The sequence below is a fragment of the Streptomyces sp. NPDC090083 genome (genome assembly GCF_044747445.1).
In the GTDB taxonomy this organism is placed as follows: Bacteria; Actinomycetota; Actinomycetes; order Streptomycetales; family Streptomycetaceae; genus Streptomyces.
In genome coordinates this window covers 205328-224425 of record NZ_JBIVED010000003.1, presented here as the reverse complement: position 1 = coordinate 224425, position 19098 = coordinate 205328, and the positions used below count along the sequence as shown (strand labels likewise).

Sequence of the window (19098 nt, the reverse complement as noted above, 5' to 3'; positions counted from 1 at the left end):
GAGATCCGGGAGAAACGAGAGGCGGATCACTCCATCATCGCTCACCCTGGAGAAGGGCAACCCAGGGGGCGATCTCTGCGTCTTTGAGGTCCGGGGCGCCCGAAACAGGGCGCGCACATACGCCGTAAAGTGTCCCGACCGGGCTGTCGGGAAGCCGGACCATGGCAGCGCACCAGTACAGAAGGGGGAGGGCGATCGGATGCCGCAGACCGAGACACCAGGCATCGAGGCGGACCGGCGAAGCCGGCTGCGCTGGTGGACCGAGCTGCCGCTGATCCTCCTGGTGTACGCCTCGTACTCGGCGGGCCGGCTGCTGGCCAGGGGCGACACGGCGAGCGCCGTCGACCACGGCCTGGCGATCCTGCGCATCGAGAAGGTCCTGCACATCAACGCCGAGCACCCGCTGAACCGGCTGTTCACGCGCGAGGCCTGGCTCGGGATACCCGCGGACTTCTGGTACGCGTCACTGCACTACCTGGTGACCCCCGCGATCCTCATCTGGCTGTTCCGGTCGCGCGCGCAGGTCTACCGCGCGGCCCGCACCTGGCTGATGACGTCCACGTTCATCGGCCTGATCGGCTTCACCCTCCTCCCGACCTGCCCGCCCCGCCTCCTCTCCCCCGGCTACGGCTTCGTCGACACGATGGCCAAGTACAGCTCGTACGGATGGTGGGGCGGCGACGCGAGCGCGCCGCGCGGGCTCGGCGGCATGACGAACCAGTACGCGGCGATGCCGAGCCTGCACTGCGGCTGGGCCCTGTGGTGCGGTGTGATGCTCTGGCGCCACGGCGGGAACCGGCTGACCAAGGTCGTCGGGGTCGCCTATCCGCTGCTGACCGCGATCGTGGTCATGGGCACCGCGAACCACTACCTCCTGGACGCGGTCGCGGGCGTGGCCGTGATGGGGCTCGGGTTCGTGCTGGCGCCGCGGGTGATGAAGGCCGCGGACCGGATCAGGACACGGTTCGAGGGACGCGGCTCGTTCATCGCGGCCCGCTCGCGCGACGCCGCCCGGGACGCTTCCCGTGCTGCCTCTCACGGCTCAGAAACCTCAATTGTCAGTGGCGGATGCCAGACTTCCCCGGGTGAGCGAATTCCACGGCAGCGCGAGTCACAGCTCGGTACCGGAACCGAGCCGGGTGCCTCCCCCACGGACGCGGGGGACGGCGCTCCGGCAACGGCTCGCTGAGCTGCGCGGCCCCGACGTCCCGGCCAAGGCGCTGGACGCGCGCGCCCTCGCGGCCCTGGCCGCGAACCCGGGGTGCAGGCGCCGCGCGATCCTGGACGGCGCGGGGGTGAACAAGGCGGTGCTGGCCGACGCGCTCGGCTCCCCCTCGGCCTTCGGTCAGTCCCAGTTCGCCTTCATGCGGGGCAACGCGTTCGAGGCCCGGGTGAAGGCGGACGGCGGCGCGGAGCTGCTGCGGCTGGTGCACGAGAAGCTGGACCCGGGCGCCGAGCCGCCGACCCGCGCGCGGGTTCCCGAGCTGACCGCGCTCGGCCCGGAGGGACGCGCGGCGCGTACGGCGCTCGCGCTGCGCGAGGCCTCCGAGGCCGCGGCCTGGACCCTGCTCGACCATCCGATGCTCGCCCTGGACGTGGCGGGTTCCCCGGCGTTCCTGGAGCCGGACGCGGTGGTGGTGCACCCGGACGGCAGCTGGACGGTCGTGGAGATCAAGTCCTTCCCGATGCTGGACGGTTCGGCGGACCCGGCGAAGGTCGGCGCCGCCGCCCGCCAGTCGGCGGTGTACGTGCTGGCCCTGGAGGAGGTGGCGGCCCGGCTGGAGCCCGCGCCCCGGGTCCGGCACCGCGTCCTGCTGGTCTGCCCGAAGGACTTCTCGAACCTGCCGACCGCGTCCGCCGTCGACGTCCGCAAGCAACACGCGGTCACCGGACGCCAGTTGGCCCGCCTCACCCGCATCGAGGACATCGCCGACACCCTCCCCGAGGGCATCTGCTTCGCCCCCGACCGCCCGCCGGCCGAGCTGACCGCCGCCGTCGAGTCGGTCCCCGCGGCCTACGCCCCCGAGTGCCTGGCCGCCTGCGAGCTGGCCTTCCACTGCCGCGACCGCTCCCGTGCCGCGGGCGCGGTCACCACCCTCGGCCGCTCGCTGCGCGCCGATCTGGGCGACCTGACGACGGTCGACGAGGTGCTGTCGGCGGCCCACGGGGAGTCCGGCGACCCGGACGACCCGGCGGTGGCGGCGCTGCGGAGGGCGGCGGCCCTGCGCGCCGAGGCGCTGAGGGACGCGGCCGAGCGGCGAGGACGGTCGCCGGGAGACCCGGCCGGACCGCGGCTCGACCCCCTGGAGAGCGTGACGGGCGGTGGCGCGCGATGACCGTGATCCGCTACGGCACGGCAGCGCACCACACGGCACCCGCGCTCCCGCCCGCCCCGCGCCACCGCACCCCGTTCCCGGTCACCCACCCCGAGGGGACCCCGTGTCGCTGATCTCGACCCTCGCCCGCCTGGAGGCCGCCCACAGCGGCCGGGCCCAGCCCACCGCCACCGTCCTGCACCGGCACCTCTCCGCGCGGCCCCTCGTCCTCGTACCGCTCACCACCGCCGGTGAGGCCGGGGCGCCCCTCGGCGCGCTCGTCGGCACCGACCGGGACGCGCCGCGCCTGCTCGTCGTACCGCAGCCGCGCGACCGGGACCTCAGGTTCACGTTCCTGGCCGAACTCGCGGACGTGGTCCTGCCGTACATCGACACGTTCGCGGACGACGTGGAGGCCGCCGAGCGCAACGAGACCGACCCCGAGACCGGCAAGCGGGTCAAGGTCGAGGTCGAACTGTGCGCGGACGCACCGCAGTTGATCGTGCCGAGCCGTGCGGGCGTCGAGCTGGTACGGCTGCTGGGGCGTTCGATGCGGTTCCGCAGGACCGCCGAGCAGGACCCGGAGACCCCGCATCCCGCGCCTCCGCGCGTGCCGTTGCTGGGGCGTTGGCTGACGCACTTCGGGGAGCGGGCCCGGGTCCCCGGGTCCGCGCTGCTGCTCGCGCTCACCGAGGTGCTCGGCCGGCACTGGGCCACCGGCCAATCCAGCCTGGAGGACCAGCACTTGGGCGCTCTCCTCGCCTGGATCGCCCCACCGGACGGCAGCTCCGGCGCCGAGGCGGCGCTCGACGCGGAGCTGCGGCGGGACGCCCAGGGCCAGTTGGTGTGCCCACCGGCCGGCCCGGCCACGGACCCGGCGTTCGACAACAAGCTGCTCGCCCCGGCCATCGAGCGCTACGACCGCGCCCGTACCGCGCTCGCCGCCGCCGAGGACGGCCTGGAGGCGGACGACCGGCTCGGTGAACTCACCGCCGCCGAGCGGGAGATCAGCTCCCTCGTCGAGAGCCGGACCCGGCCCACCTGGGACGCGGTGTGGCACGGCGTCGACCTGCTGAGGACCCTGCCGGAGGGCGCGCACGCCGCCGACCGGTGGACCCGGGACCGCTGGTCGTTCACCGGCCACCGGGACCGGATCGTCGCCGGCGAACCCCCGCAGCCGCGCCGCGACGACGCGGTCACCGCGGCGAACAAGCTGGCCACACGCGAGCGCGAACAGGCCCGCCTGGACGCCCAGGAGGCCCTGGACGACCCGCTGGTGATGGCCGGGCGGCGGCTCGCCGGGGAGGCGTTCGCGGGCGAGGTCACGGATGTCGTCATGGCGTACAGCGAGAGCAGGAGCCCCCGCCCGCGCCCGCTGGTGACCGTGCGCACGGACGACCGGCCGCATCTCGGGGAGCGGGTGAAGGTGTTCCGCTCGCTGGACGGGAAGCCGCAGTCGGCGGAGTTCGTGGGACACGAGGAGGACGGCGCCGTGGTCGTGCTGCGGATCGTCGACAAGATGGGGCGCGGCAAGGAGCCGGAGACCGGGTCGCTCCCGGAGAAGGGCGACCGGATCTGCTTCACGCTCTTCGAGCACGAGCAGCGGGGCGGCGCGAAACTGCCCGACCCGGAGGAGACACCGTGGACGCACGGGGGCCCGCCGGGCGAGGAGAGCGCCGTCCAGGAGTCCGCCGACCCGGTGACCGAGGAGGACGTCCTGTGACGACCGTGTTCGACCCCGGTGCCGAGGCCGGCCGCGCCACCGACGCGATCCTGCACGACACCCTGCACGGCACGGCACGCGGAGTCGTCGTCGACTCCCCGCCCGGGGCCGGCAAGTCCACCCTCGTCGTCCGCGCGGCTCTCGAACTGGCCGACGCCGGGCGCCCGTTGATGGTGGTCGCGCAGACCAACGCGCAGGTCGACGACCTCGTCGTACGCCTCGCCGAGAAGAACGGCGAGCTGCCCGTCGGCCGCCTCCACAGCAGTGACGCCGACCCGTACGACAAGGCACTGGACGACCTGCCGAACGTACGGAAGTCGGCGAAGGCGGGCGAGCTGGCCGGGCTGCCGGTCGTCATCTCCACGGCGGCGAAGTGGGCGCACGTCACGGTGGACGAGCCGTGGCGGCACGCGATCGTCGACGAGGCGTACCAGATGCGCTCGGACTCGCTGCTGGCCGTGGCCGGGCTGTTCGAGCGGGCGCTGTTCGTCGGCGACCCGGGGCAGTTGGACCCGTTCGCCATCGTCGGCGCGGAGCAGTGGGCGGGCCTGTCCTACGACCCCTCGGCCTCGGCGGTGACGACACTCCTGGCCCACAACCCCGAACTGCCGCAGCACCGCCTGCCGGTGTCCTGGCGGCTCCCGGCGTCGGCTGCGCCCCTCGTGTCGGACGCGTTCTACCCGTACACCCGCTTCCGCAGCGGCACCGGCCACGGCGACCGGCGGCTCGCCTTCGGCGTCCCGTCGGACGGCTCGGGTCCCGACCAGGTCATCGACGAGGCCGCGGAGTCGGGCTGGGGCCTGCTGGAACTCCCCGCCCGCCACACGCCCCGTACGGACCCGGAGGCGGTCCGGGCGGTGGCGACGGTCGTACGACGCCTCCTGGACCGGGGCGGCGCGGCCACGTCGGAGCGCTCACCGGACCCCACTCCCCTGACCGCCGACCGCATCGCGGTGGGCACCGCGCACCGGGACCAGGCGGCGGCGGTCCGCGCGGCGCTGGGCGAGCTGGGTGTCACGGACGTCACCGTGGACACCGCGAACCGGCTCCAGGGCCGGGAGTTCGACGTCACGGTGGTCCTCCACCCCCTCTCCGGCCGCCCCGACGCCACCGCCTTCCACCTGGAGACGGGCCGCCTCTGCGTCCTCGCCTCCCGCCACCGCCACGCCTGCATCGTCATCTGCCGCGCAGGCGTGACCGACCTCCTGGACGACCACCCGTCGACGGAGCCGGTGCGACTGGGAGTCACGGTGAAGTTCCCGGACGGCTGGGAGGCCAACCACGCGGTGCTCGCACACCTGTCGGAACATCGGGTGGTCTGGAGACCCTGACCGGCGGCTCCGCGGGGTCCGGGCGGCCGGGGATGAATAGGGCGGCGGGCGGCTGGGCAGCAAGGAGTCGGTGCGGGAGCGGTGCCTCGGGAGTATGCCCAGGGCCACTTGCGCGGTCGGGGGACAATGGACGGTGGTCCGGCTCGTCGGGCGGGTCATTCATGACGTACGAGGAGGAGAAGACATGGCGGAGCACACGCCGCGTCGCAATGAATCGCGGCTACGCCCCGCGCCCCTGCTCTTCGAGCCCGCGCAGGCGGCCGAGGACCCGGAGCACTTCTTCGACCTGGAGTCGATGGACGACCCCCGCGAGCTGCTGACGCGGGCGACGGAGCTGACCCACGCGTTCCGCGCCGCGGCCGACCGCGCGGTGGAGTTCCAGGCCATCGCGGCGGCCCAGCTCGCCGACCCGCGCCGCTTCGACCGGCTGACGACGGCGGACATCGCCGAGCGCGCCGAGTGGACCGAGGACTACGCGAAGAAGATGGTCGAGTTCGGCCGCGATCTGCTGCGCGGCAGCGAGGGCAGGGACAGCGGAGCCGTCGACCCGGTGTGACTCCGCCCCGGTGTCAGAAAGAATTTCTGGCATATGCCGGTTGGGCAAGATACTCCCTCCCCACCCCTCCTGTCCCGGTTTCCGCCAACCCTCGGAGAGCGGGCGGTCACGGCCGGTAGATGTATGCGGCATGAGCAGCACACAGGACGAGCCCTTCGCCGACCGCTTCGACATCTCGGGCGTCACCTCGGACGGTGCCGCCTGGCTCGCCTCGGCAGGAACGTATCCGCGCAGCACCCTCGCCCTCTGGACGGAACGCCCGGGCGCCCCGGTCGTCCTCCCCTGCGGCTCCGCCTTCGACATCGTGAGCGCCCCGGCGGTCTTCGGCCGCCGCATGGTCGACCGCTTGTGGGAGGAGGGCCCCGGCTCGGGACCCGTGGCCACGTACCGGGGCCGGATGCTCCTGTTCGCCACCCCCGGCACCGCCCAGCGGCTGCCCTCGCTGCTGGGGTGGGAGGAGTGGGGCACGCATCCCGGGGAGCACACCCGTACGGGGTCGGTCCCGCCGCTGCTGTGTCACGGCAAGGGCGACGCGGTGACCGTCCCGGCACTGGTGGGCGGGGCCGCACCGGCCCCGTTCGACGCGCGCTGGCTGGTCGCCCCGGACACCCGCCGGCCCTGGCTGCCCGGCGCCGAAATCCTGCTCTGGGCGGCCGTACGGGCGGCCCGGACGGCCGTACGGATATCGATTTTTCCTCCCGCCGATCAGGATGCTAAGGTCTACGACGTCAGCAGGCGCCGCTAGCTCAGTTGGTTAGAGCAGCTGACTCTTAATCAGCGGGTCCGGGGTTCGAGTCCCTGGCGGCGCACTAGCGATTAGGTCGCTGACCTGGGCGTCCTCGGTTATCCGAGGGCGCCTTTCGCATGTCCGGGGCCTGGGTGAGATGGTCCGTCAGCCACAGCTCGTACGCGGTGAGCGGGCGGTCCGGACGCAGTCGTTCCGGGTGTCCGGCAGGCGGTTCCTGAAGATCGTCGTCGGCGCACGCGCAGAGGTACGGCAGTCCGAACGCCAGCAGCAGGTCGTCGCACCATGCGCGGAACGCGGCCACGCGCCGGCCCCACCACGTGCCTCCGGTTCCCCCACCCATGCCGCCCGCCTCCCCACCCCTGTCGCCTCGCCTCCGGAAAGAATGAGCAGAAGCGCTACAGCGCGGGCTCAGGACGACTGGAGCGGACGGCCGCGCGGCCGAGCGGTGCCTCAGCTCTCGGGGCCGGGGGTGATCACCACCGTCCAGGAGCCCGCGGCGGTCCTGCCCTCGACCTCGACCTTCACGTCGTCGCCGGGCACGGTGAAGCTCTCGCCGAGGGAGACGGGGGCGTCGGCGAGCGGCGGGTAGACCGAGGTCTCCCAGCAGGCCTCGGTGCGCGGGTGGGCGTCGACGACCTCGATCGGGCCGTTCCCGGAGGCCGCGCCGTCGTGCACCCGGTACACGAGGACGCCCTGCTTGCAGGCCGTGCTGTCGTTGCCGACCGGGCTGCGCGCCTCGAAGGCCAGTGCGCTGTCGGTGCCGGTGCGCACCACCGCGAGCTTGGTCCCGAGGCCGAGCCCGAACGCCGGCGAGCCCGCCGTACCGCCGCCCGAGGTGCCCGGTCCGGCGGCCACGGGTTCCAGGGTCAGGCGGGTCGGCGCGGTGCCCCGTACGCAGACCACCTGGCGCGGATCCAGCCAGCCCAGCTTCCACTTGTGCCAGGCGAACAGGTCCGGGGAGAGCCCGAACTGGCTGCCCATCAGGTCCCAGTCGCCGACGTAGGTGTCCCAGTCGCCCTTGCCGTCCACCGGCCGGTGGTAGAGGTCGGGCAGGTCGAAGACATGGCCGGTCTCGTGGGCGAGGACGAGCCGGTCCGGCGGGTGCTTCTCGAAGACCGTGACGACCCGTCGGATGTCCGTGCCGTCGGCCCGCAGCGGGGTGTCCAGGTTGACGACCTTCGTCGCGTCCGAGTCGACGCCGGGCGCGTCCGGGTCGGCGACGAAGTAGACGATGTCGTAGCGCGAGAAGTCGACCTCGGGGTCGGAGACGGCGAGCGCGTCGCGGAGGTACGCGGCCCGGTTCACCGGGTTCCAGTCGCGCTGTATGGCGTACGACGTGGACGGGTGGGGCATGCGGATCCAGTGCCGGAGCGGGTGCGGGCGGAGCGTGAACCTGCCGTAGGAGGCGCGTTCGTAGAAGCGGGTGGTGGCCGGGAAGTGGTCGGCGGCGAGTTCGGCGGGGGTGGTCCGCGGGGTCGCGTCCGGGAAGGAGAGGAAGACCATCACCGCGTTGAGCGGGCGGGTGGGGCGCACGTAGGCGGAGTTCCAGGTGTCCACGCCCTCCGAGTGGTGGGCCTCGGTGCGCTTGAGGGCACAGGGTGTGGTCGAGAACGGCTCGGCGACCGACTGGCTGGACATGATCGAGGTCGCGGCGAGGGCGGACATCGTGGTGAACACGGCGGCGGTGCCGCGCAGTCCGGGTCGCGTCCGCCAGCGGGTGAGCCCCCTGAGCGCCGTACGGGAGAGCCCCTTGAGGGGGAGCTGACACGGCACGTGGACCTCCGGGAGCGGGTTCGCGGGACACCGACACCCAGCCTGTGCGGGTTTGTTGAGGTACGCCCTGTTTATCTGCACCAGAAGGGTGAGGGGCGGGGCCCGGACGGCGAGGACACGCCCGGACCCACATCCGGAAACACTCACGGAACGTCACATGTGATCGGCCATTTGAAGAACCCGCCCAGGTGCGGGCGGAATCGATCTGCCGGAAAGGGCCGTTGTTCCGGGACACTGGAGAGTGGCTGGAAGGGCCGGGGGCCAACCTCTATGATCGGCACACTTTCCTGCACGGACACGGCACGGCGGCCCCCCACCCGGTCGGCCATCCCGACGAGACCCATCCGAAGATCGAGTGCACTGCGGGAGCGAGCGGTGAGCGGAACGTCCGAAGGGCCGGCGCCCGCGGCAGACCTCATCCGGCCAGCCGTCACAGAGAGTAAAAGCGGGGCATCACCTCGCACGGATTTCACCGGGTCCGAGCGGTCCGGTCTCCCCGATCCCGACCGGTCCCCCAGGTCCGGCCCGTCCGACGAGCCGCCCGAGCGACCGCCGTCCGAGCGACCGCCGTCCGACGAACCGGTCGGGTCCAGCCGTTCCGCCGAACCGGCCGGAACAGCCCACCCCGGCGACCCCAGCCGTCCGGGCCCGTACGGGACACCCGTCGAATCCAGCACGTCCGTCGAGTCCAACGGACCCTGCGAGTCGGCCGAGTCCGGCACGTCCGTCGAGTCCGGCGCGCTCGCTGACCCCGGCGAGCCTCTCGGCTCCCCCGGCGCCGGGCGCTACGGTTCCGCCTTTTCCGCTGCTCCTCTCGCCATGGCCGTCGTGGACCGTGACGGTCTTGTGGTCAGCGCCAACGACACGTTCGGCTCGCTGCTCGGGAAGCCCGGGGCCGCGCTGGTCGGGCTGGTCGCGGCCGAGCTGACGGATCTGAAGTCGGACGCGCGGACCTGGCACGCGTACCGCGAGGTGTTGCGCGGGCGGCAGGCCAAGCTGAGCTGCACCCGGCGGGTCAAGCATCCCGACGGGCATGTGCTGTGGGTGCAGGTGAGTGCCGCTCCGCTGGCCACCGAGGAGCACGGTGTGCTGCTGTCGCTCACCGACATCAGTGCCCGCCGTGAACTCCAGGCGCGGCTGCGGCACTTGGAGATGCACGACCCGGTGACCCGGCTGCCCAACCGCACCCTGTTCTTCGAGCGGCTGTCGGCCGCGCTGGAGGCGGAGTCGTACGAGCAGGGCGGTACCGGGCGGATCGGCCTGTGCTATCTGGACCTGGACGGCTTCAAGGCGGTCAACGACACCCTCGGACACCGCGTCGGCGACCGGCTGCTCGCCGCCGTGGCCGAGCGGTTGACGCGGTGCGCGGACGAGGCCGGGTACGCCCGGGCGAGTTCGCCGCTGGTGGCCCGGCTCGGCGGGGACGAGTTCGCGCTGCTCGTCGAGGACTCGACCGGGACCGACCAACTCGCCGATCTGGCCGAGTCGGTGCTGAAGGCGTTGCAGGCGCCGTTCGACCTGTCCGGGCAGCGGCTGTCGCTGTCGGCGTCGATCGGTGTGGTGGAGCGGCACGCGTCCGGTACGACGGCCACCGGTCTGATGCAGGCCGCCGACACCACGCTGTACTGGGCGAAGGCCGACGGCAAGTCCCGCTGGACGCTGTTCGATCCGGAGCGCAACGCGCACCGGATGACCCGTCAGGCGCTGGCGTCCACGCTCCGGCCCGCCATCGAGCGGGGTGAATTCACCCTGGAGTACCAGCCGTTGGTGGGGATGGAGAGCGGACGGCTGCGCGGTGTCGAGGCGTTGGTGCGCTGGAACCACCCGCAGTTCGGCATGCTGACGCCGAATCGGTTCATCGCGCTGGCCGAGGAGGACGGCTCGATCGTGCAGCTCGGCCGCTGGGTCCTGGTCACCGCCTGCCGTCAGGCCAGGCAGTGGCAGCTGGACCACCCGGACGAGCCGCCGATCTTCGTGAGCGTCAACGTGGCCGTCCGGCAGGTGTGGGACTCTGACCTGGTCGCGGATGTGGCGGAGACCCTGGCCGAGACCGGACTCGCCCCGCATCTGCTGCAGTTGGAGCTGACCGAGTCCGCGGTGATGGGGTCGGCGGGGCGGCCGTTGCAGGCGCTCCAGGCGCTGAGCGACATGGGCGTGCACATCGCCATCGACGACTTCGGCACCGGCTACTCGAACCTCGCGTATCTGAGCCGGCTCCCGGTCTCCGTCCTGAAGCTGGACGGTTCCTTCGTGCGCGGCTTCCAGTACGAGGGCGAGGGCGTCGCGCCGAACCCGGCGGACGAGGTCATCGTCGAGGCGATGATCCAGCTCGCCCACCGGCTGGGGCTCTCGGTGACCGCCGAGTGCGTGGAGACCTCGGCGCAGGCGACCCGGCTGCGCCGGATCGGCTGCGACACCGGACAGGGGTGGCTGTACTCCCGTCCGGTGGCGCCGGATCGTATCTCCGAGCTGCTGGGGACGGAAGCCTGCAATCAGGCTTCCTGATCCACCGTCAATCCGTAGGCGTCCGCGATCAGTTCGTACGAGCGCAGGCGCAGGTCACCGTTGTGGGCGTGCGACGTGAGCATCAACTCGTCGGCGCCCGTGCGCTTCTGGAGGTCGTCGAGGCCCGATCGGACCTCGTCGGCGGTGCCGTGGATGACGTTGGCGTTCCAGGAGGTGATGAACTCCCGCTCCATGGGGCTGAATTCGTATGCCTCGGCCTCTTCGGGGGTGGGCACGAGTCCGGGGCGGCCGGTGCGCAGCCGGACCATGTTGAGGGCGGCGGCCAGTACCTGGCGGCGGGCCTCCCGCTCGTCGTCGGTGGCGAGGGCGGAGACGCCGATCAGGGCGTACGGCGCGTCGAGCACGGCGCTCGGGCGGAACGACTCGCGGTAGAGGTCGAGCGCCGGGATGGTGTTCTGCGCGGAGAAGTGGTGGGCGAAGGCGAACGGCAGGCCGAGCATGCCGGCGAGCCGGGCGCTGAAGCCGGAGGAGCCGAGCAGCCAGATCGGCGGGCGGTGCGGGGACTGGACGCCGCCGGGCGAGGTCGACTGGATCGGGCCGGGGACCGCGTGGATGCGGGCGTAGGGGTGGCCGGAGGGGAAGTCGTCGTCCAGGAAGCGGGTGAGTTCGGCGAGCTGTTCGGGGAAGTCGTCGGCGCCCTCGTTCAGCCGGTCGGTGCGGCGCAGGGCGGCGGCGGTGGCGCCGTCGGTGCCGGGGGCGCGGCCGAGGCCGAGGTCGACGCGGTGCGGGGCGAGCGCTTCGAGGGTGCCGAACTGTTCGGCGATGACGAGCGGCGCGTGGTTGGGGAGCATGACCCCGCCCGAGCCGAGGCGGATGCGCTCGGTGTGGGCGGCGAGGTGGGCGAGGATCACGGCGGGCGAGGAGGAGGCGACGCCCGGCATCGAGTGGTGTTCGGCGACCCAGTAGCGGTGGAAGCCGCGGGACTCCGCGAGGCGGGCGATCCGGACGCTGGTGCGCAGCGCGTCCGTGGCCGTGCGGCCGGCGCCGACGGTCACCAGGTCCAGTACGGAGAGGGGGACGGGGGCGGTGCCCTGTGCGGTCCCCCGGATCTCGTCGGCCGTGCCCCGGACCTCGTCGTCTGCCGCCACGGTGGGTGCCTCCTGTTGTGAGCTGCGCGGTGTCGTTCTCCGCTCCTTCACCGCGTAACAGGAGGCTGTCTCCGGTTTATTCCCGGAGCGGGGTGCGGGGTGCGTTGTTCCGTGTGTGCGGCTGCGCCGTGGCTGGTCGCGCAGTTCCCCGCGCCCCTTGAGGGCGGCGCGGCGCCCCCGCCAGCGGCTCAGCCCGCCTGCACCAGCGGTTCCTTCGTGAACAGCGCGCCGAGATCCGGCGCGTTGACCTTGCGGTCCGTCAGCCGCAGGGCCTCCCAGACGGTGACCTGGTTGGCGGTGAGGACCGGCTTGCCGAGCTGCTTCTCCAGGTCGGGGAGGTGGGCGGCCGTGTGCAGGGCCGTGTCCGGGAGGAGGATCGCCTCGGCGTCCGGGCCGTCCACCGCCCGGGCCAGGGCGAGCACCTCGTCGTGGCCCCAGGTGCCGACCTCGGCGGCGGTGACGATGCCGGAGGCGTGCAGGGTGACCGGTTCCACTCCTCCGGCGCGCAGGAAGGCGGCGAACAGGGCCGTCACGTCGTCCGGGTAGGTGGCCCCTACGGCCACCCGTCGCAGCCCGAGTTCCCGCGCCGCGTGCACGAAGGCGAACGACGTCGACGACGCGGGCAGGCCCGCGGACCGGGCGAGGGCGCGGACCTGGCCCTGGGCGCCCTCCCAGCCGTAGACGAAACTGCCGCTGGTGCAGGCCCAGACGACGGCCTCGGCGCCGGACATGCGGAGTTGTTCGACGCCGGCCGTGAGCCGCTCGGGGGAGCCCATCTCCAGGAGCACGTCGACGCGGTGCGCGTCCTCGCCGATGTCCGTGTGGACCAGGTCGAGGCGGACGTCGCTGCCGAGGAGCTGTTCCATGCGCGGGTAGTCGTCCTCGGCGGAGTGGCCCGGGTAGAGGAATCCGAGTGCGGTCATGACCAGCCTTCCTGGTGTTCTTCGGGCAGTACCGGCCCCCGGTGGCGCGCCGTCTCGTCGAGCAGTGCCTGATAGGGGCCCACCGCACGCGTACCCAGTCGGCGGAGGGCTGCCCACATCGTGACCTGGTTGGCCGATACGACCGGTATCCGCAGTTCCGCCTCCAGCTGGGGGATCACGTCGTACGTCGGAAGGTTGGTGCAGCTGATGAAGAGCGCGTCGGCGGCGCCCGTGACGGCCCGGTGGGCCATGTCGACGACGTCGCGGTACGGCACCTTCCAGATGTGCCGGGTCAGGCCCATGTAGGCGCGGCCGGTGACCGCGACGCCGGCCTCGGCGAGGTACTCCTCCAGGGACTGGGTGACGGACACCGTGTACGGCGTGACCAGGGCGATCCGGCGGGCGCCCAGTTCGGCGAGGGCGGCCAGCAGGGCGCCCGAGGTGGTCAGGGACGGCACCTCGCCGGCCCGGGTCATCGCCTCGCACATCGCGCGCTCCCCGGCGATCCCGCCGACGAAGCTCCCGGAGGTGCAGGCGTACGCGACGACCTCGGGGGTGATCGCGTTCAGCGTGCGGACGGCGTCGTGCAGCGTCTCGTGCTCGCTGACCAGCCGGGCCAGGTCGAGGCTGACCTCGACGGGCACGAACGGCGTCCGCGTGAGGTGCAGGGAGACGTCGTCGGGGACCCAGCGCCACAACTCGCGGTCCAGCGCGAAGTCGAAGGGGGCGACGACACCGACACCGCGCTGCGGGTGGGGTCCGCCCAGGAAGGAAACATGCATGGCTACACCGGCCTCACCGAGAGAAACGGGGGGACAACGGTCCGTGCGGGCGTCCGTGTTGACGAAGGTAGGTTCGAGTGCGAGCGTGGTCAATCCACGCATGTCAGACGGCCGCGCCCTGTGCTCCCCCGCGAGAAACGGCTTCGCATGACCGCAACTCCCGCCGCCCTGCCCACCGTTCTCGTGCTGGACGCCGATCCGCTGCCCCGCCTCGGGAAGCTCACCGGCCGGGTGCGCGTCGAGCACGCCGACGCCTCCACCCTCGCCGAGCGACTCCCGTCCGCCGACGTCCTGTTGGTGTGGGACTTCACCTCGCACGCGGTGCGCTCCGCGTGGCCCGGCGAGGGTCCCCGGCCGCGCTGGGTGCACACGGCGAGCGCGGGGGTGGACCATCTGATGTGTCCCGAACTCGCGGACTCCGACACGGTGGTGACGAACGCGCGGGGCGTCTTCGACCAGCCGATCGCCGAGTACGTCGCCGCCCTCGTCCTGGCGATGGCCAAGGACCTGCCCCGGACGCTGGAGCTCCAGCGGGAACGGACCTGGCGGCACCGCGAGGCGCAGCGGGTGGCCGGGACGCGCGCCTGCGTGGTCGGCTCCGGGCCGATCGGCCGGGCGATCGTCCGCACTCTCAAGGCACTTGGGGTGACGACGGCGCTCGTCGGCCGCACCCCGCGCACCGGTGTCCACGGCCCCGGCGAGCTCGACCGGCTGATGGCCCGCGCCGACTGGGTGATCGCGGCGGCCCCGCTGACCGACGACACCCGGGGCATGTTCGACGCCCGCCGCTTCGGCTGCATGCAGCCCTCGGCGCGGTTCATCAACGTCGGCCGGGGCCAACTCGTCGTGCAGGACGCGCTCGCCGAGGCGTTGGCCAAGCGCTGGATCGCGGGCGCCGCCCTGGACGTCTTCGAGGCCGAACCCCTCACCCCCGAGAGCCCGTTGTGGCAGGTCCCGGGGCTGATCGTGTCCCCGCACATGAGCGGCGACACGGTCGGCTGGCGGGACGAGCTCGGGACGCAGTTCGTCGCGGCGTACGAGAGATGGGAGGCGGGAAAGCCGCTGCCGAACGTGGTCGACAAGAAGCGCGGGTACGTACCGGGGCACTGAACTCCCCACTCTGGAGGGCCGGATGACGACCGAACTCACCGAGCTGACCGCCGTGGAACTCCTGGACGGTTACCGCAGAGGGGAGTTCGGTCCCGTGGAGGCGACCCGGGCGACCCTGGCACGGGCCGAGGAGATCCAGCCCGTCGTGAACGCGTTCGTACGGATCGACGCGGAGGGCGCGCTGGCGCAGGCCTCCGCGTCGGCGGAGCGCTGGCGGCGCGGGGAACCGGCCGGGCTCCTCGACGGGGTGCCGGTCACCGTGAAGGACATCCTGCTGCAGCGCGGCACGCCCACCCTGCGCGGCTCCAGGACCATTGCCGAGCAGGGAAGTTGGGACGAGGACGCGCCCTCCGTGGCCCGGCTCCGGGAGCACGGGGCGGTGTTCATCGGCCGGACGACGACCCCGGAGTTCGGCTGGAAGGGGGTCACGGACTCCCCGCTGACGGGCGTCACCCGCAACCCGCACGACCCCGCGCGCACGGCGGGCGGCTCAAGTGGCGGGAGCGCGGCGGCCGTTGCCCTCGGCGCCGGTCCGCTGTCGCTGGGCACGGACGGCGGCGGCAGTGTCCGTATCCCCGCCTCGTTCTGCGGGATCGTGGGGCTGAAGCCGACGTACGGCAGGGTGCCGCTGTACCCGGCGAGCGCGTTCGGCACGCTGTCGCACGTCGGGCCGATGGCGCGGGACGCGGCGGACGCGGCGCTGCTGCTGGACGTGATCGGTGTCCCGGACGCCCGCGACTGGTCGGGCCTCGACCGGCCGCCGGGCCGGTACGGCGAGGGCCTCGCGGACGGTGTGCGCGGGCTGCGGATCGCGTACTCGCCGTCGCTCGGCGGCCAGGTCGCGGTGCGTCCGGCGGTCGCGGCGGCGGTACGGCGGGGCGTGGAGCGGCTGGCCGCGCTCGGCGCGTACGTCGAGGAGACCGACCCCGACTTCAGCGACCCGGTGGACGCCTTCCACACGCTGTGGTTCAGCGGCGCGGCCCGGGTAACGCAGAAACTCTCCCCGCGGCAGCGGGAGTTGCTCGATCCCGGGCTGCGGGAGATCTGCGCGGCGGGAGCGCGTCTCTCCGCGCTGGACTATCTGGCGGCGGTGGACGCCCGTATGGAACTCGGCCGCAGGATGGGCCTGTTCCACGAGCGCTACGACCTCCTGGTCACGCCGACGCTCCCGATCACCGCCTTCGAGGCGGGGGTCGAGGTGCCGAAGGGTTCCGGGTACCGCCGCTGGACCGGCTGGACCCCGTTCACCTATCCCTTCAACCTGACCCAGCAGCCCGCCGTCACCGTCCCCGTGGGGAGCGACGGCGACGGGCTGCCGGTCGGGATGCAGATCGTGGCGGCCCGGCACCGGGACGAGCTGGTGCTGCGCGCGGCCCACGCGCTGGACGGGGCCGCGCCCTGCGAGGTCAGGCCCGCCGGAAGCTGAGGCTCTCCCCCGCCGCCCCCGTCCGCCACAGGTCGTTGCAGGCCTCCGCCATCTCGTCCAGGCCCTCGACCACCTGGCCCCAGACGATGCCGGGGACCCAGCCCACGTCGCCGTTGAGGAGGAGGTTGTTGCGTTCGTAGAACAGGGCCAGGTCGACGACCGTGGTGCCGGCGCGGACCTCGCGGTCGTAGCCGTAGGCCTTCGTGCCGAGTTCCGTGCCGGCGAAGGCGAAATAGCAGAGATCGCCCGGTATGGGAGTGACCGTGGGGTTTTCCAGCGGGGGTTCCGATTCCGCGAATGGCGGGAAAAGGGCGTAGATCTCGTTGCGTGCGTACTTGGCGTGGTAGACGTCGCCGACGAGCGGGAGTGCGTTCCAGATCGCCGCGCACGTCAGCGGCGCGCGTTCCACCAGCAGTTCTGCCCGGCAATGGACGTTCCGCTTTGCGAGTGAGACCTCGATGAAGTGATCCGTCATGCCGTCCAGGGTGCATAACCCGGGAGCGGTCGGGTAGCTGCGCGCCCATGGCTCCACCAATTGGGAACGACAGACACACATCCGGTCACACGCCGGGCCCCACCCGCCGGGCACTGCTCGGCGGGGTGGCGGCGGCCGGTGCGCTGGGCGCGGCCGGCTGCAGCCGGGTGGCCACCGCGTCGACGGCGAACGGCGGTGATCTGCTCGCCCGGCTGAAGGCGCAGGGCGTCGTACGGCTGGGGATCGCGGGCGAGATCCCGTTCGGGTACATCGACAAGGACGGCCGGCTGACCGGTGAGGCGCCGAAGCTGGCCGAGGCGATCTTCAAGCGGCTCGGCGTGGACAGGGTGCAGCCCGTGCCCACCGAGTTCGGCTCCCTCATACCCGGCCTGAACTCGCAGCAGTTCGACGTCGTGGCCGCCGGGATGTACGTGAACCCGGAGCGCTGCGCGCAGGTCATCTTCGCCGACCCGGACTACCAGATGCTCGACTCCTTCATCGTCCGCAAGGGGAATCCGAAGGGGCTCCACACCTACAAGGACGTCGTCGAGAAGAAGGCCAGGTTCGCGACCGGGACCGGGTACGCGGAGATCCAGTACGCGGTCGAGGCCGGGTACAAGCAGAGCGACATCCTGATCGTGCCGGACCAGGTCGCCGGGCTGAACGCCGTGGAGGCGGGCCGCGTCGACGCCTTCGCCGGTACGGCGGTCACCACCCGCGCGGTCGTGCGGAAGTCGGCGAAGGCGGAGGCGACCGACGCCTTCGCACCGCTGGTCGACGGCAAACCCCACATCGACGGCGGCGCGTTCGCGTTCCGGCAGACCGAGACCAGGCTGCGGGACGCCTTCAACGTCGAGCTGCGCAAGCTCAAGAAAAGCGGCGAACTCCTCCGTATTCTGCGGCCCTTCGGGTTCACCCAGGCCGAGATGACGGACCTCACCGCGAAGGAGCTCTGCGGCGGATGACCTCAGGCCTTTGGGAACTCGTCCTCAAGGGGGTCTGGACCACCGTCCAACTCCTCGTGTTCAGCGCGCTGTTGGCGACCGCCGTGGCGTTCGTCGTCGGCATCGCCCGCACCCACCGGCTGTGGATCGTCCGCTTCCTCGCGGGCTTCTACACCGAGGTGTTCCGGGGCACCTCCGCCCTCGTCATGATCTTCTGGGTGTTCTTCGTCCTCCCGGTCGCCTTCGGCTGGCAGCTGGTCCCCCTGTGGGCCGGCACCCTCGCCCTCGGTCTGACCTACGGCGCCTACGGCACGGAGATCGTGCGCGGCGCGCTGAACGCGGTCGACCCGGCGCAGCAGGAGGGCGGGGTCGCGCTGAGCTTCACGCCCTGGCAGCGGATGCGGCTGATCCTGCTGCCGCAGGCGGTCCCCGAGATGATCCCGCCCTTCTCCAACCTCCTGATCGAACTCCTCAAGGGCACCGCCCTGGTCTCGGTCATGGGCATGGGCGATCTCTCCTTCAGCGCCAACCTGGTGCGCCTCGCGCTGCAGCAGAGCGCGGAGATCTACACGTACGTCCTGCTGATCTACTTCGTGATCGCGTTCGCCCTCACCCGGCTGATGCGCGGGCTGGAGAAGAAGCTGAAGGCGGGCGTCGGCAAGGGGCCCGCGAGCACCGAGTCCCGGCGGGGCCGGACCGTGGGTGTCGGAGGTGGGGTCTCGTGAAGTGGGACTGGAACGCCGTGAGCGACTTCATGCCGTACTTCTGGGACGGCCTGAAGGTCACCCTGCAGATCCTGGTCCTCGGATCGCTGATCTCGTTCGCCCTCGGGCTGGTGTGGGCGCTGCTGATGCGGACGCCGACGCGCTGGGTGCGCTGGCCGGTCGGGATCGTCACCGAGTTCGTCCGGGACACCCCGCTGCTGGTCCAGCTCTTCTTCCTCTTCTACGTGCTGCCCGAGTGGGGCCTGACCTTCTCGGCGCTGACCACCGGTGTCTGCGCGATCGGGCTGCACTACTCGACGTACACGATGCAGGTCTACCGCGCGGGCATCGAGGCGGTGCCGGTCGGCCAGTGGGAGGCGGCGACCGCGCTGAACCTGCCGGTGCGCAGGACCTGGACGGCCGTGATCCTGCCGCAGGCGATCCGCCGGGTGGTCCCTGCGCTCGGCAACTACGTGATCGCGATGCTCAAGGACACCCCGATCCTCATGGTGATCACCGTGCTCGAACTGATGGGCCGGGCCCGGCTGTTCTCCCAGGACCACTTCCAGTTCACCGAGCCCATCACGGTGATCGGTGTGGCCTTCATCCTCATCTCCTATCCCGCCTCCCTGCTGATCCGAGCCCTGGAGCGACGCCTTGTCCGCTGACACGCC

General features: G+C 72.2%; 17 protein-coding genes and 1 tRNA gene. 13 read left to right on the top strand and 5 right to left on the bottom strand.

Annotated features, from left to right (window positions below; all coding sequences use genetic code 11):
- Nucleotides 1–199 precede the first annotated feature (199 nt).
- The 7 genes from ACIPTO_RS12100 (at nucleotide 200) to ACIPTO_RS12070 (ending at nucleotide 6734) form a co-directional block, all read left to right on the top strand.
- Entirely contained in the window at nucleotides 200–1189 is a 990-nt protein-coding gene (locus ACIPTO_RS12100) for a phosphatase PAP2 family protein (protein WP_401191102.1), read from the top strand.
- Complete coding sequence (locus tag ACIPTO_RS12095; RefSeq protein ID WP_401191100.1) at nucleotides 1140–2336, top strand: hypothetical protein; 1197 nt, start codon at nucleotides 1140–1142, stop codon at nucleotides 2334–2336. The genes ACIPTO_RS12100 and ACIPTO_RS12095 overlap by 50 nt, the downstream gene beginning before the upstream one ends.
- 103 nt (nucleotides 2337–2439) lie before the next feature.
- Nucleotides 2440–4038 (top strand): hypothetical protein, encoded by a 1599-nt coding sequence (locus ACIPTO_RS12090; protein ID WP_366313145.1) that lies wholly within the window; start codon nucleotides 2440–2442, stop codon nucleotides 4036–4038.
- Nucleotides 4035–5369 (top strand): AAA domain-containing protein, encoded by a 1335-nt coding sequence (locus ACIPTO_RS12085; protein ID WP_401191098.1) that lies wholly within the window; start codon nucleotides 4035–4037, stop codon nucleotides 5367–5369. Before ACIPTO_RS12090 ends, ACIPTO_RS12085 begins: the two co-directional genes overlap by 4 nt.
- A 184-nt stretch (nucleotides 5370–5553) precedes the next feature.
- On the top strand, nucleotides 5554–5925 hold the full coding sequence (locus ACIPTO_RS12080) for a hypothetical protein (protein WP_266769010.1): 372 nt from the start codon (nucleotides 5554–5556) through the stop codon (nucleotides 5923–5925).
- A 130-nt stretch (nucleotides 5926–6055) separates the two neighbouring features.
- The gene (locus ACIPTO_RS12075; RefSeq protein ID WP_401191096.1) at nucleotides 6056–6670 is read left to right on the top strand and encodes a bifunctional DNA primase/polymerase; all 615 of its coding nucleotides are present in this window, start codon (nucleotides 6056–6058) and stop codon (nucleotides 6668–6670) included.
- Nucleotides 6661–6734: transfer RNA gene (locus ACIPTO_RS12070), tRNA-Lys, on the top strand. The genes ACIPTO_RS12075 and ACIPTO_RS12070 overlap by 10 nt, the downstream gene beginning before the upstream one ends.
- A 389-nt stretch (nucleotides 6735–7123) precedes the next feature.
- On the opposite strand, the gene ACIPTO_RS12065 is transcribed toward ACIPTO_RS12070, so the two are convergent.
- On the bottom strand, nucleotides 7124–8446 hold the full coding sequence (locus ACIPTO_RS12065; RefSeq protein WP_366313139.1) for a M6 family metalloprotease domain-containing protein: 1323 nt from the start codon (nucleotides 8444–8446) through the stop codon (nucleotides 7124–7126).
- 375 nt (nucleotides 8447–8821) lie between these two features.
- On the opposite strand from ACIPTO_RS12065, the gene ACIPTO_RS12060 reads away from it, so the two are divergent.
- Entirely contained in the window at nucleotides 8822–10951 is a 2130-nt protein-coding gene (locus tag ACIPTO_RS12060) for an EAL domain-containing protein (RefSeq protein ID WP_401191094.1), read from the top strand.
- Here ACIPTO_RS12060 and ACIPTO_RS12055 read toward each other — a convergent pair.
- The 3 genes from ACIPTO_RS12055 to ACIPTO_RS12045 form a co-directional block, all read right to left on the bottom strand.
- Nucleotides 10939–12060: an LLM class flavin-dependent oxidoreductase gene (locus ACIPTO_RS12055; RefSeq protein WP_401191092.1), complete on the bottom strand. Its 1122-nt coding sequence runs from the start codon at nucleotides 12058–12060 to the stop codon at nucleotides 10939–10941. The two genes, ACIPTO_RS12060 and ACIPTO_RS12055, sit on opposite strands and share 13 nt — an antisense overlap.
- A gap of 188 nt (nucleotides 12061–12248) precedes the next feature.
- Complete coding sequence (locus tag ACIPTO_RS12050; RefSeq protein ID WP_401191090.1) at nucleotides 12249–12983, bottom strand: aspartate/glutamate racemase family protein; 735 nt, start codon at nucleotides 12981–12983, stop codon at nucleotides 12249–12251.
- Complete coding sequence (locus ACIPTO_RS12045) at nucleotides 12980–13765, bottom strand: decarboxylase (protein ID WP_401191088.1); 786 nt, start codon at nucleotides 13763–13765, stop codon at nucleotides 12980–12982. The genes ACIPTO_RS12050 and ACIPTO_RS12045 overlap by 4 nt, the downstream gene beginning before the upstream one ends.
- 147 nt (nucleotides 13766–13912) lie before the next feature.
- Here ACIPTO_RS12045 and ACIPTO_RS12040 point away from each other — a divergent pair, with 147 nt between their 5' ends.
- Together ACIPTO_RS12040 and ACIPTO_RS12035 are read left to right on the top strand one after the other, a co-directional pair.
- Complete coding sequence (locus ACIPTO_RS12040) at nucleotides 13913–14875, top strand: D-2-hydroxyacid dehydrogenase (RefSeq protein WP_401191086.1); 963 nt, start codon at nucleotides 13913–13915, stop codon at nucleotides 14873–14875.
- Between the two features lie 22 nt (nucleotides 14876–14897).
- Nucleotides 14898–16301 carry an amidase gene (locus tag ACIPTO_RS12035; protein ID WP_401191084.1) on the top strand — a complete coding sequence of 468 codons (1404 nt, stop codon included), beginning with the start codon at nucleotides 14898–14900 and terminating at the stop codon, nucleotides 16299–16301.
- Here the strand turns inward: ACIPTO_RS12035 and ACIPTO_RS12030 are convergent.
- Complete coding sequence (locus ACIPTO_RS12030) at nucleotides 16282–16776, bottom strand: DUF3830 family protein (protein ID WP_366313125.1); 495 nt, start codon at nucleotides 16774–16776, stop codon at nucleotides 16282–16284. The two genes, ACIPTO_RS12035 and ACIPTO_RS12030, sit on opposite strands and share 20 nt — an antisense overlap.
- Nucleotides 16777–16823: 47 nt before the next feature.
- Between ACIPTO_RS12030 and ehuB the strand changes: the two genes are divergently transcribed.
- The 3 genes from ehuB to ehuD are packed head-to-tail and all read left to right on the top strand — an operon-like array spanning nucleotide 16824 to nucleotide 19092.
- Nucleotides 16824–17741 (top strand): ectoine/hydroxyectoine ABC transporter substrate-binding protein EhuB, encoded by a 918-nt coding sequence (gene ehuB / locus ACIPTO_RS12025; RefSeq protein ID WP_366313123.1) that lies wholly within the window; start codon nucleotides 16824–16826, stop codon nucleotides 17739–17741.
- Nucleotides 17738–18445: an ectoine/hydroxyectoine ABC transporter permease subunit EhuC gene (gene ehuC, locus ACIPTO_RS12020; RefSeq protein WP_366313121.1), complete on the top strand. Its 708-nt coding sequence runs from the start codon at nucleotides 17738–17740 to the stop codon at nucleotides 18443–18445. Before ehuB ends, ehuC begins: the two co-directional genes overlap by 4 nt.
- Entirely contained in the window at nucleotides 18442–19092 is a 651-nt protein-coding gene (gene ehuD, locus ACIPTO_RS12015) for an ectoine/hydroxyectoine ABC transporter permease subunit EhuD (RefSeq protein ID WP_366313119.1), read from the top strand. The genes ehuC and ehuD overlap by 4 nt, the downstream gene beginning before the upstream one ends.
- The last annotated feature ends 6 nt before the right edge of the window (nucleotides 19093–19098 follow it).

Bases quoted from the DNA above. Each gene is read 5' to 3' on its own strand.
- ACIPTO_RS12100 (WP_401191102.1), top strand. From the start codon at position 200: ATGCCGCAGACCGAGACACCAGGCATCGAGGCGGACCGGCGAAGCCGG.
- ACIPTO_RS12080 (WP_266769010.1), top strand. From the start codon at position 5,554: ATGGCGGAGCACACGCCGCGTCGCAATGAATCGCGGCTACGCCCCGCG.
- ACIPTO_RS12075 (WP_401191096.1), top strand. From the start codon at position 6,056: ATGAGCAGCACACAGGACGAGCCCTTCGCCGACCGCTTCGACATCTCG.
- ACIPTO_RS12050 (WP_401191090.1), bottom strand. From the start codon at position 12,983: ATGACCGCACTCGGATTCCTCTACCCGGGCCACTCCGCCGAGGACGAC.
- ACIPTO_RS12045 (WP_401191088.1), bottom strand. From the start codon at position 13,765: ATGCATGTTTCCTTCCTGGGCGGACCCCACCCGCAGCGCGGTGTCGGT.
- ACIPTO_RS12040 (WP_401191086.1), top strand. From the start codon at position 13,913: ATGACCGCAACTCCCGCCGCCCTGCCCACCGTTCTCGTGCTGGACGCC.
- ACIPTO_RS12035 (WP_401191084.1), top strand. From the start codon at position 14,898: ATGACGACCGAACTCACCGAGCTGACCGCCGTGGAACTCCTGGACGGT.
- ACIPTO_RS12030 (WP_366313125.1), bottom strand. From the start codon at position 16,776: ATGACGGATCACTTCATCGAGGTCTCACTCGCAAAGCGGAACGTCCAT.
- ehuB (WP_366313123.1), top strand. From the start codon at position 16,824: ATGGCTCCACCAATTGGGAACGACAGACACACATCCGGTCACACGCCG.
- ehuC (WP_366313121.1), top strand. From the start codon at position 17,738: ATGACCTCAGGCCTTTGGGAACTCGTCCTCAAGGGGGTCTGGACCACC.